Below are 11,349 nucleotides of genomic sequence, written 5' to 3'. Positions count from 1 at the left end.
AGCGAGCTTGCTCGCGATGGGGCCATCACATTCAACATCTATATTGCATGTCAGGCCGCCATCGCGAGCAAGCTCGCTCCCACAGGGTTTTGCACAAGCCTCGGGTCTACGGTTCGACTTGCGACCACTGCTTGTTCAGGCGCTTGTCGGAAATCGGCACCTTTGTCCCCAATTGCTGGGCAAACAGCGAAACCCGGTATTCCTCCAGCCACCAGCGATACAACTCCAGTTGCGGATCGCGTTTGCCTTCCTGGGCGTGTTTGCTGGCGCGGGTCTGGTATTGCGTCCACAGGCCGCTCAATTCGCCACTCCAGACCCGGTCGCGCTGCACCTGGGCGCCGATTTTTTCGAAGCGCTGCTCGATCGCCTTGAGGTAACGCGGCAACTCCTTGAGCCACTGCATCGGCGTTTCCCGGACAAACCCCGGATAGACCAAGTGGCTGAGCTGTTGCTTGATATCGTTCAGGGCCACGGCTTGCGCCAGATCGATCTTGCCCTTGAAGCGCTTTTGCAAGCCGTGCCAGAACTTGAGGATTTCCAGAGTCAGCTTGGCCACTCGCTCGGCGTGCTCGGTCCAGGCGCCACGTTTGCGCTCGGCCAGCGACGCCAATCCAGCGCCATCGCGTGGCAGCGGGTCTTCGCCTTCAAGAATGCAGCTGTCGAGGCTGGCCAGCAGAATGTCTTCCACCAGCGCATCGACGCGCCCCATGTCGCGGTACAGCAGGCCCAGATCGGTCAGCCCCGGCAATTTGCCGCGCAGGAATTTAGCCGACTCGGCCAGTTGCTGCATCAGCAGGCGTTGCAGGGCACGGCGATGCTGGAACTCGGCCTCGGCCGGCGTCGAAAAACGCCCTTCCTTGACCGTACCGCTCTCCTCCACCAGCGCCGGATACACCGTCATCGACAGCCCGGCGATCTTCTGTTGGGTTTTCTCGGCCACGGCGGCGAATACTTTCGGCCCCACCGGCTGCTGGCTCTTCGCGGTTTGCGGCACCGCCAATGCCGCCTGGCTGGCCTCGGCGAAACGCGCCGTCAGTTCGGCCAGATCGCGACCTTCACCGAGGAACTTGCCCTGGGCGTCGACGATTTCCAGGTTCATCCGCAGATGGCTTTCGACCTGCTGCGCCGCCTCACTCCAGGCTTCGTCGCTGACCCGCGCGCCGGTCATGCGCAGCAGCTCGCGACCCAGGGCCTGAGGCAGTGAGCCCTCGGCAAATGTCATGCGTTGCAAGGCCGCTTTGACGAAGTCCGGCACTGGTACGAAATTCTTGCGCAGGGCCTTGGGCAGGTTGCGCACCAGGGCAATGCACTTGGCTTCGATGACACCGGGCACCAGCCATTCCAGGCGTTCCGGTGGCAGCATCGGTAACAGTGGTGCCGGCACGCGCAGGGTCACGCCGTCCCGTGGATGGTTGGGTTCGAAGTGGTAACTCAAGGCCAACTCCAGATCGCCGATGTGCAGCGTATCCGGGTAATGCTGGGCGGTGACTTCACTGGCTTCGCGGGCCAGCACGTCTTCTTCGCGCATGATCAGCAGTTGCGGGTCTTTCTGGCTGTTGATCCGATACCAACTGTCGAAGGTCGCCGTCTGATGGATCTCCGCCGGCAATCGCGCGTCATAGAAGGCGTACAGGGTTTCTTCGTCGGCGAGGATGTCGCGGCGACGGGCCTTGGCTTCCAGTTCGTCGAGTTGCTCCAGCAACTGCTTGTTGGCCGTCAGGCACTTGGCCTTCGACTGGATTTCGCCACGCACCAGTGCTTCGCGGATGAACAATTCACGGGATACCACCGGGTCCACCGGGCCGTAATGCACCGGCCGACGCCCAACCACGATCAACCCGAACAGGGTGATCTGTTCGAACGCCACGACCTGGCCGCGCTTCTTCTCCCAATGGGGTTCGAAGTGGTTTTTCTTGATCAGGTGCCCGGCCAGTGGCTCGATCCAGTCGGCATCGATCTTCGCCACCATGCGCGCATAGAGCTTGGTGGTTTCCACCAGTTCGGCGGTCATCAGCCACTGCGGACGCTTTTTACCGATACCCGACGACGGATGAATCCAGAAGCGCCGCTGACGGGCGCCGAGGTAATCGCCCTCTTCGGTTTTCTGGCCGATCTGGCTGAGCAACCCCACCAGCACCGCTTTGTGCAGTTTCGGATAGTCCGCCGGTTCTTTATTGAGGCTCAGCTGCATGTCGCGGCAGATCAGGCTCAACTGACGATGAGAGTCGCGCCATTCGCGCAGGCGCAGGTAATTCAGGAAATTCTTGCGGCACCAGTTACGCAGCGGACTGGCGGTCAGCGCCAGGCGTTGTTCTTCGAAACCGCGCCACAGATTGACCAGCCCGGCGAAGTCCGAATCGGCGTCTTTCCACTGGGCGTGGGCCTGATCCGCCGCTTGCTGACGCTCCGGCGGGCGTTCGCGCGGGTCCTGGATCGACATGGCGCTGGCGACGATCAGCACTTCCTGCAAGCTGCCGAGCTTCGCCGCTTCCAGCAGCATACGGCCCATGCGCGGGTCCACCGGCAGACGCGCCAATTGCCGGCCGAGCGGCGTCAACTGGCTGTTGCGGTCCACCGCCGAGAGTTCTTGCAGCAGGTTGTAACCGTCGCTGATGGCCTTGCCATCCGGCGGCTCGATGAACGGGAACGCGCTGACCTCGCCAAGGCGCAAATGCAACATCTGCAGGATGACCGCCGCGAGGTTGGTGCGCAGGATCTCCGGATCGGTAAATTCCGGGCGACCGAGAAAATCCTCCTCGCTGTACAGGCGCACGCAAATGCCCGGCTCGACCCGCCCGCAACGACCTTTACGCTGATTGGCGCTGGCCTGGGAAATGGCTTCAATCGGCAGGCGCTGGACCTTGGCCCGGTAGCTGTAGCGGCTGATGCGCGCGGTGCCGCTGTCGATCACGTAGCGGATGCCCGGTACGGTCAGCGAGGTTTCCGCGACGTTGGTCGCCAGGACCACGCGACGCCCAGGGTGCGACTGGAAAATTCGCTGTTGCTCGGCCGGCGACAGGCGCGCGTACAACGGCAGGATTTCGGTGTGCTTGAGCTGGGCCTTGCGCAGCATGTCAGCGGCGTCGCGAATCTCGCGTTCACCGGGCAGGAACACCAGCACGTCACCGGGACTACGACGTTCACTGCGCTCATAAGCGGCGATTTCGTCGAGGGTGGCGAGGATCGCCTGATCCACCGTCAAGTCATCCTCGACGCGGTTGCCCTCTTCGTCCTGCTCAAGTGTTAGCGGGCGATACCAGGTGTCCACCGGGTAGGTGCGGCCGGACACCTCGACAATCGGCGCGTCATCGAAGTGCTTGGAGAAACGCTCCAGGTCGATGGTCGCCGAGGTGATGATGACCTTCAGGTCGGGACGGCGCGGCAGCAGGGTTTTCAGGTAGCCGAGCAGGAAGTCGATGTTGAGGCTGCGTTCGTGGGCTTCGTCGACGATGATCGTGTCGTAGCGTTCCAGGTAGCGGTCGTTCTGGGTTTCCGCCAGCAGGATGCCGTCGGTCATCAGCTTGATCAGGGTGCTGGAATCGCTCTGATCTTCGAAACGCACCTGATAGCCGACCAGCGTACCCAGCGGCGTGCCGAGTTCTTCAGCTACGCGGCTGGCGACGCTGCGCGCAGCGATCCGCCGCGGCTGGGTGTGGCCGATCAGGCCGTGCTGGCCGCGACCGATTTCCAGGCAGATCTTCGGCAACTGGGTGGTTTTACCCGAGCCGGTTTCGCCGGCGATGATCAGCACCTGGTGCTTTTCCAGCGCCTTCTTGATTTCGTCGCGCTTGGCGGCGATCGGCAGGCTGTCGTCGTAACGAATCACCGGCAGGCTTGCCTTGCGCACCAGCACCTGCTCACAAGACGCCTGCATCCGCGTCACCCACTGGCCCAGCCTGGCCTCGTCGGGCTTCTTGCGCAGCTCAAGCAACTGCCGCCGCAGCCGGTGGCGGTCGGCGAGCATGGCGTGATCGAGGTTTTTCAGCAGTTTGTCGATGGAGGGCGATTCGTCGGTCATCGGGTACGCAATTCAGTCGTCTAGTGGCGCAGGTCGGGGATTGTCGCAGATTTTACGACCGCTGCGCGGCCGATCGCGAGCAAGCTCGCTCCCACACTGGATCTATAGCGACCACAAAATCGAGGCACACCGCAGTCAAATGTGGGAGCGAGCTTGCTCGCGATGGCGTCGCTGAGAACTACTCGTTGTCCAAACTTTTACGTCGATACGGAAACACATCAATCACCTTCCCCGCCCGAATCGCCTCTTGCAGGCTTTTCCAGTAATCGGCGTTATACAGTTCACCGTGCAACTGATCGAACAATCTGCGCTGCCCCGAATCGGCAAACAGGAACGGCGGAAACTCTTCCGGGAACACGTCCAGCGGCCCGATCGAGTACCACGGCTCGGAAGACATTTCATCTTCGGGTGTACGCGGTAGCGGAATGTGGCGGAAGTTGGCCTCGGTAAGGAAGCAGATCTCGTCATAGTCGTAGAACACCACACGACCGTGACGGGTCACCCCAAAGTTCTTCAGCAGCATGTCGCCGGGAAAGATGTTGGCCGCCGCCAGTTGCTTGATCGCCAGCCCGTAGTCTTCCAGGGCTTCGCGCACTTGCGCCTCGTTGGCGTTTTCCAGGTACAGGTTCAGCGGGGTCATGCGGCGCTCGGTCCAGCAGTGGCGGATCAGCACCGTGTCACCTTCCACCGACACCGTGGACGACGCGACTTCCAGCAGTTCCTCCAGGCACGCTGGGTCGAACTTGCTCAGCGGGAAACGGAAGTCGGCGAATTCCTGGGTATCGGCCATGCGTCCGACGCGGTCGACACTCTTCACCAAACGGTACTTTTCGATCACCGTGGCGCGGTCGACGTTTTTCGACGGTGAGAAACGGTCCTTGATGATTTTGAACACGGTGTTGAAACCCGGCAGGGTGAACACGCTCATGACCATACCGCGCACACCGGGGGCCATGATGAACTGGTCGTCGGTGCTGGCCAGGTGATTGATCAGCGCCCGGTAGAACTCCGACTTGCCGTGCTTGTAGAAACCAATCGAGGTGTACAGCTCGGCAATGTGCTTGCCGGGCAGGATACGCCGCAGGAAGCCAATGAACTCCGCCGGCACCGGCACATCCACCATGAAATACGAGCGGGTGAACGAGAAAATGATCGAAACGTCTGCTTCGTCGGTGATCAGCGCATCGATCTGGATGCCGCGCCCTTCGAGGTGCAGCAATGGAATCGCCAGCGGCCATTGCTCGTCGGCGGTATAGATGCGCCCCACCAGGTACGCGCCTTTATTGCGATACAGCACCGAGGAAAACAGTTCGACGCTCAGTTCCGGGTCCTTGCATACCCAATCCGGCAAGTTCTCGCGCAGTTGCGCTTCGAGGCGCTTCAGGTCACCGGGCAGGTCGGCGTAATCCTCGCTGAAGCGGTAGTCGGCGAAGATGCTGGCGAGCATGGCCGACAATTGGCCTTGCGGCTTGTAGGTGCGGGTTTGCGCGGCCCGGGCACGGCGCAGGCTCGGCCGGGTGGTGTGAATGAACATGCAGCCGTCGCTGATCAGGTCATGGCTGAACAGCCCGCAGAAGATCGAGTTGTACCAGGTCTCGGACAGTTCATCGTCGAAGCGCAGGTCGATCAGGCTGATGTAGGCGCTTTTGACCAGCGGCCAGCAGCTGACGTCCAGGGTGCCTGGGTCAAACGCGGTGCGCAGTCGCTCCACCGTTTCACCGACTTTTTCTTCGTACAGATTGATCCGTGCCGCCGACGCCGATTGCGTCTCTTGCCACCTGGCCTGTTCGAAGCGGGCCCGGGCGCCGTCGGTGATCTGGCGAAAATGCTCGCGGTAATCGTCAAAGCCATCGAGGATCAAGCGGGCGATGTCGGCGGCTGGCCATTGCTGCGGCATGGTGAGACCTCTGCGGGAATTCGGGAGGCTTGAGCTTAGCCAGTGAACCGGGTGCAGGAGAAGCGTAATTTTCCGGGCGAATTGAATGTCCGGTTTTCGGTTGCCATCGACCACACGCTCAGCAACACTTTCGCCCCTCCATCAAGGAAGGAACGCGCTGTGAACCCCGTCGATATTTTTCGTTTACTGTCACTGGCGGCCATTTGGGGTGCGAGTTTTTTGTTCATGCGCATCATCGCTCCGGTGATCGGCACTATTCCCACGGCGTTTTTCCGTGTGTCGATTGCCGCGGTCGGACTGTTGGTGATTCTTGGCCTGATGCGCATCAGCTGGGATTTCAAAGGCAAACTCAAGACCGTGATGCTGCTCGGGGTGATCAACTCCGGCATCCCGGCGACGCTCTACTCGGTCGCGGCGCAAGTGTTGCCGGCCGGTTACTCGGCGATTTTCAACGCCACCACGCCGCTGATGGGCGTGCTGATCGGCGGCCTGTTCTTCCATGAAAGACTCAGCGCCGCCAAGCTCGGCGGGGTTTTCCTCGGGTTGCTCGGCGTCGGCGTCCTGACCCGCGCCGGTCCCGTGGCGTTCGACATGCAACTGCTGATGGGCGCCCTCGCCTGCCTGCTCGCCACCACCTGCTATGGCTTCGCCGGCTTTCTCGCCCGGCGCTGGCTCGATCAGGCCGGTGGGCTGGACAGTCGACTGTCGGCGCTGGGCAGCATGCTCGGCGCCACGCTGTTCTTGCTGCCGCTGTTCGGCTACAGCGTGATCAGCCAGCCACCGGCGAGCTGGGGCGGCTGGAATGTCTGGTTATCACTATTGGGATTGGGGCTGGCGTGTACCGCGTTTGCCTACATCATTTACTTCCGGTTGCTCAGTTCGATCGGCCCGGTAAAGTCATCGACCGTAACCTTCATGATCCCGCCGTTCGGGGTGTTATGGGGCGCGATGTTTCTCCATGAGCCGCTGTCGTTGGCGCATCTGTATGGCGGGTTGTTGATTGCGATGGCGTTGTGGTTGGTGTTGAAGCCGGCTGCTGTGAAGCCGGGCTTGGTGGCTGACCGGTAGCATTGTTGCGTTGCGGATGACGAAACGTAACATCAGGAAGGCGAAGGGCGACGCATGGGCCAGCAACGACAGTCGGCACAGCGTCCGCATTGTGCGTTCGGAGGGGCTCGGAACTCCGTGAAGAACCATAAAAAAACCGCTCACAACGAGCGGTTTTTTTATTTCCGAGAGCGGATGTCACCCAAACAGCCAATACCCCAACAACGTCAGCACCACCACCGCCAAAACCGGGCGCATCACGCGGTAGACCTTTGGATTTCGACGCTTCCACTGCTTGACCATGCCGCTGAATTTGTCGCTGGAATTCTTGCTCCAGGCATAGGCTTTATTGATCCCTCCTACGCGCTCGTCATCAAGGTTCTGCGGTGCAGTCGCACGACCCAGCCAGGCGCTGATACTGCGATTGATGCGGGTCATGAAGCGATTGCTCAGTGGACGCTCGATATCGCAGAACAGGATGACGCGGGTCTTTTCCGTTTCATTCTTGACCCAGTGCACGTAGGTTTCGTCGAACATCACGTCTTCCCCATCGCGCCAGGCGTAAACCTGACCGTCGACAAAGATACGGCAATCGTCGGAGTTCGGTGTCGACAGCCCCAGGTGATAACGCAGGGAACCGGCAAACGGATCACGATGCGGGTTGAGGTGGCTGCCGCCCGGCAGCAGCGCAAACATAGCGCCCTTGACGTTGGGAATGCTGCTGACCAATTCCACGGTTCTCGGACACAAGGCTTCGGCAGAAGGCAGCGGTTTGTCATACCACTTGAGGTAGAAACGCTTCCAGCCCTTCTTGAAGAACGAGCCAAAACCGGCGTCGTTGTTCTTTGCCGCCGCACGGATATAGCCCTCGTCGAACAAGTGCATCGCTTCATCGCGAATCACTTCCCAGTTGTCCCTGAGCACATCCAGTTCCGGGAACTTGCTGCGATCCAGATACGGTTTCGATGGCACACCGGAAAACAGGTACATCAAGGCGTTATAGGGTGCGAACAGTGCCGAATGGTTAACAAACTGGCGCAACACCGGCAGACGCGCCTTGCCGCGCAAATGCACATAGAGGGTGCTGCCGAGAAACAGCAGCAACAACGAGGCCTTCGCGGCAAACGATAAGGTCATCAACAACTCCTTTGAAGATAAGCGACATTGCGCCACGTCCATTGCCCGACGTGGCTGCTGGCATGATAAACACTACCGATCTGGCGAAAAACCTGCACTTTTCAACATTCATTATAAATGAATGTGCAACAAAACATTTCCTAACATGAAACGCCTGAACGCTGGCTGATGCAAATCCATCATCAACCGGACCCGATCAATAGATCGCAGCCAGTGATAACGCCTCAAGCATCACCGCCAGCCACGACCCATCAATGTTCAGCGCTTACTGCTGATTCTCCTGTTCGGTAAACAGATCACTGAACAGCATGCTCGACAAATAACGTTCACCGGAATCCGGCAGGATCACGACGATGGTCTTGCCCTGCATTTCCGGGGTCTCCGCTAGCCGAACAGCCACGGCCATGGCGGCGCCGCAGGAAATCCCGCACAAGATTCCTTCTTCCTGCATCAAGCGCAAGGCCATGGCCTTGGACTCTTCGTCACTGACCAACTCCACCCGATCGACGATCGACAAATCGAGGTTCTTCGGCACAAAACCGGCACCGATGCCCTGGATCTTGTGCGGGCTCGGCTTGATTTCCTGACCGGCCAGGGTCTGGGTGATCACCGGCGACACCGCCGGCTCCACCGCTACCGAGAGTATCGGCTTGCCCTGGGTATTCTTGATATACCGTGAAACCCCGGTGATGGTTCCACCGGTTCCGACGCCTGCCACCAGCACATCGATCGCGCCGTCGGTATCGTTCCAGATTTCCGGGCCCGTGGTTTTTTCGTGGATGGCCGGGTTGGCCGGGTTGTCGAATTGCGCCGGCATGAAGTACTTCGACGGGTCACTGGCAACAATTTCACCGGCCTTCTCGATGGCCCCCTTCATGCCTTTGGCCGGCTCGGTCAACACCAGTTCGGCACCCAGTGCCTTGAGCACCTTGCGGCGTTCGATACTCATGGACGCCGGCATGGTCAGCATCAGTTTGTAGCCACGGGCGGCGGCCACGAAGGCCAGGCCGATGCCGGTATTGCCGGAGGTCGGTTCGACGATGGTCATGCCCGGCTTGAGTTTTGCGCTGCTCTCGGCATCCCAGATCATGTTCGCGCCGATCCGGCATTTGACCGAGTAACCCGGGTTGCGCCCTTCGATCTTGGCCAGGATGGTCACACCACGCGGCGCAATGCGATTGATCTGCACCAGCGGCGTGTTGCCGATGGAGTGGGCGTTGTCAACGAAAATGCGGCTCATGGCTGGGTCCTTAACGACAGCATTGAAATAGGGCATCAAGGTAAGCCTCTTGCCCGCAGGCGTCCAGTCGGGTCGAACGTCCGCTTATCAGTGCAGCCAATGGCTTTGGATCGCCGCAGATTTGCCACCATGAAACGTCGATACAACTGGCCCCTGTGGTCCCTCTTCGGCTTCGTTGTACTGCTGATATCGCTACACATCGCCTTGCCCTATCTGGTGCGCGACTACCTCATTGAGAACGAGTGACTGTGTAGCGGCCTGTTTCCTCGGCCGCCCGTGGCGCATTCGCTTGCAACTGCAGGAAATCCCACCCAAGACAGGCCAGTGCCAGGGACCGCGGCACCGCTTCCTTGCCACGGCTGTAACGACTGATGCTGCGGGTACTGACTCCCAGCGCCTCGGCGGCCTGTGTGAGTGACAACCCGGTGCGAGCGCGCCAGTCGATGAAAATCCGGGTATTTTCGTCGGAAGCATTTTGTGCGATCGCATCCAGGAACAACGTATCTGCACCAATCTGGATGTCCTGCTCAGACCACTCGACGCACCAGCCATCATCACCCAGAGCCGCGCCATCGAAAGCGCGTCCCTGCAATGGTTGCAAGCCTGGAAAGGCCAGCAAATCCCGGCTCAGGTCGAGAGTCAGTTGCTGGCCGTCAATAAAGGTCAACGCCAGGCGATACTCCGGTAGTGCCTGTACGGCCAGCAGTCGTGGTCGTTTCATGGGTAACATCGTTTCCAGTCCTCGAGCAGTTGCGCCTGATGGGCCCTGACCCAATCCAGTGCTTCCCTGATGATCAGGGGCGGAGCCCTGCCTACCATCACCTCGACGGTTTCCAGGCTGAGCATGACGTCCAGGCCGCCACCGGTCAGGTGGACATGAGGCGGCGGATGATCCTTCTCGCGCAATTGAATGCGGTATGTGTCGCGAAATCGGTATTTAGTAGACATACCCGGCAAGCTATCGCCAAAATGGCGATAGCTCAATACTGGCCAGCAGCCGAGACTGAGTCAAGATGTGACGCCCCATTCAGAGACTGAATAAGCCGTCTGCGTTCACAGTCGACCGGGCACCGCGTTATAGTCGGGGCTGACCATTTTATAGCGCCCCGCCCTGCCTCGTTCAGGTCGGCGTTACCGTTCGAGGATTAGCAGATGAAGTTCGAAGGCACCCAGGCCTACGTCGCCACCGATGACCTGAAGCTGGCGGTCAACGCCGCTATCACCCTGGAGCGGCCGTTGCTGGTCAAGGGCGAACCGGGCACCGGCAAGACCATGCTCGCCGAGCAACTGGCCGAATCCTTTGGCGCCAAGCTGATCACCTGGCACATCAAGTCCACCACCAAGGCTCACCAGGGCCTCTATGAATACGACGCGGTCAGCCGCCTGCGCGATTCGCAGCTCGGCACGGAAAAGGTCCACGACGTTCGCAACTACCTGAAAAAGGGCAAGCTCTGGGAAGCCTTCGAATCCGAAGAACGGGTCATCCTGCTGATCGACGAAATCGACAAGGCCGACATCGAGTTCCCCAACGACCTGCTGCAAGAACTCGACAAGATGGAGTTCTACGTTTACGAGATCGACGAGACCATCAAGGCCAAGAAGCGCCCGATCATCATCATTACCTCCAACAACGAGAAAGAGCTGCCGGACGCCTTCCTGCGTCGCTGCTTCTTCCACTACATCGCCTTCCCCGACCGCGTGACAATGCAACGGATCGTCGACGTGCACTACCCGGACATCAAGAAAGACCTGGTCAGCGAAGCGTTGGACGTGTTCTTCGACGTGCGCAAGGTGCCGGGCCTGAAGAAGAAGCCTTCGACCTCCGAGCTGGTGGACTGGCTGAAGCTGCTGATGGCCGACAACATCGGCGAAGCGGTGCTGCGTGAACGTGATCCGACCAAAGCCATCCCGCCGCTGGCCGGTGCGCTGGTCAAGAACGAACAGGACGTGCAACTGCTGGAGCGTCTGGCGTTCATGAGCCGTCGCGGCACCCGCTAAGAGGCTGATGCC

The 11,349-nt window shown here is 60.0% G+C and carries 8 protein-coding genes and 1 pseudogene; 3 read left to right on the top strand and 6 right to left on the bottom strand.

The annotated features are described in order from the left end of the window. Positions 1–106 precede the first annotated feature (106 nt). Positions 107–4,018, bottom strand: a complete 3,912-nt coding sequence (hrpA, locus tag AC1DXW_RS26555; RefSeq protein WP_477760663.1) for an ATP-dependent RNA helicase HrpA — start codon at positions 4,016–4,018, stop codon at positions 107–109. A gap of 178 nt (positions 4,019–4,196) precedes the next feature. After that, entirely contained in the window at positions 4,197–5,915 is a 1,719-nt protein-coding gene (gene aceK, locus AC1DXW_RS26550) for a bifunctional isocitrate dehydrogenase kinase/phosphatase (RefSeq protein WP_477752905.1), read from the bottom strand. 159 nt (positions 5,916–6,074) lie between these two features. Between aceK and AC1DXW_RS26545 the strand changes: the two genes are divergently transcribed. Continuing rightward, positions 6,075–6,983 carry a DMT family transporter gene (locus tag AC1DXW_RS26545; protein ID WP_477760662.1) on the top strand — a complete coding sequence of 303 codons (909 nt, stop codon included), beginning with the start codon at positions 6,075–6,077 and terminating at the stop codon, positions 6,981–6,983. Positions 6,984–7,160: 177 nt separating this feature from the next. Here AC1DXW_RS26545 and AC1DXW_RS26540 read toward each other — a convergent pair whose 3' ends face one another. Next, entirely contained in the window at positions 7,161–8,099 is a 939-nt protein-coding gene (locus AC1DXW_RS26540) for an aspartyl/asparaginyl beta-hydroxylase domain-containing protein (RefSeq protein WP_477760661.1), read from the bottom strand. 265 nt (positions 8,100–8,364) lie between these two features. Further along, positions 8,365–9,339, bottom strand: a complete 975-nt coding sequence (gene cysK / locus AC1DXW_RS26535; RefSeq protein WP_477752902.1) for a cysteine synthase A — start codon at positions 9,337–9,339, stop codon at positions 8,365–8,367. A 129-nt stretch (positions 9,340–9,468) separates the two neighbouring features. Between cysK and AC1DXW_RS26530 the strand changes: the two are divergent. Further along, positions 9,469–9,570: pseudogene (locus AC1DXW_RS26530) on the top strand (hypothetical protein); the annotation flags it as partial. Here the strand turns inward: AC1DXW_RS26530 and AC1DXW_RS26525 are convergent. Both AC1DXW_RS26525 and AC1DXW_RS26520 read right to left on the bottom strand, forming a co-directional pair. Then, on the bottom strand, positions 9,569–10,069 hold the full coding sequence (locus tag AC1DXW_RS26525; RefSeq protein ID WP_477752901.1) for a DUF2442 domain-containing protein: 501 nt from the start codon (positions 10,067–10,069) through the stop codon (positions 9,569–9,571). The pseudogene AC1DXW_RS26530 and the gene AC1DXW_RS26525 sit on opposite strands and share 2 nt — an antisense overlap. Next, entirely contained in the window at positions 10,057–10,287 is a 231-nt protein-coding gene (locus AC1DXW_RS26520; protein WP_191624905.1) for a DUF4160 domain-containing protein, read from the bottom strand. The genes AC1DXW_RS26525 and AC1DXW_RS26520 overlap by 13 nt, the downstream gene beginning before the upstream one ends. Before the next feature lie 204 nt (positions 10,288–10,491). On the opposite strand from AC1DXW_RS26520, the gene AC1DXW_RS26515 reads away from it, so the two are divergent. Continuing rightward, positions 10,492–11,337 (top strand): AAA family ATPase, encoded by an 846-nt coding sequence (locus AC1DXW_RS26515; RefSeq protein WP_007984829.1) that lies wholly within the window; start codon positions 10,492–10,494, stop codon positions 11,335–11,337. Positions 11,338–11,349 lie beyond the last annotated feature (12 nt).

This window comes from Pseudomonas sp. P4_C4, from assembly GCF_056402055.1.
Note: the sequence above shows the minus strand (reverse complement) of the source record. Positions and strands in the feature narration are given on the sequence as shown.

Coding starts and splice junctions, on each gene's coding strand:
- hrpA (WP_477760663.1), bottom strand. CDS start 4,018: ATGACCGACGAATCGCCCTCCATCGACAAACTGCTGAAAAACCTCGAT.
- aceK (WP_477752905.1), bottom strand. CDS start 5,915: ATGCCGCAGCAATGGCCAGCCGCCGACATCGCCCGCTTGATCCTCGAT.
- AC1DXW_RS26540 (WP_477760661.1), bottom strand. CDS start 8,099: ATGACCTTATCGTTTGCCGCGAAGGCCTCGTTGTTGCTGCTGTTTCTC.
- cysK (WP_477752902.1), bottom strand. CDS start 9,339: ATGAGCCGCATTTTCGTTGACAACGCCCACTCCATCGGCAACACGCCG.
- AC1DXW_RS26525 (WP_477752901.1), bottom strand. CDS start 10,069: ATGTTACCCATGAAACGACCACGACTGCTGGCCGTACAGGCACTACCG.
- AC1DXW_RS26520 (WP_191624905.1), bottom strand. CDS start 10,287: ATGTCTACTAAATACCGATTTCGCGACACATACCGCATTCAATTGCGC.
- AC1DXW_RS26515 (WP_007984829.1), top strand. CDS start 10,492: ATGAAGTTCGAAGGCACCCAGGCCTACGTCGCCACCGATGACCTGAAG.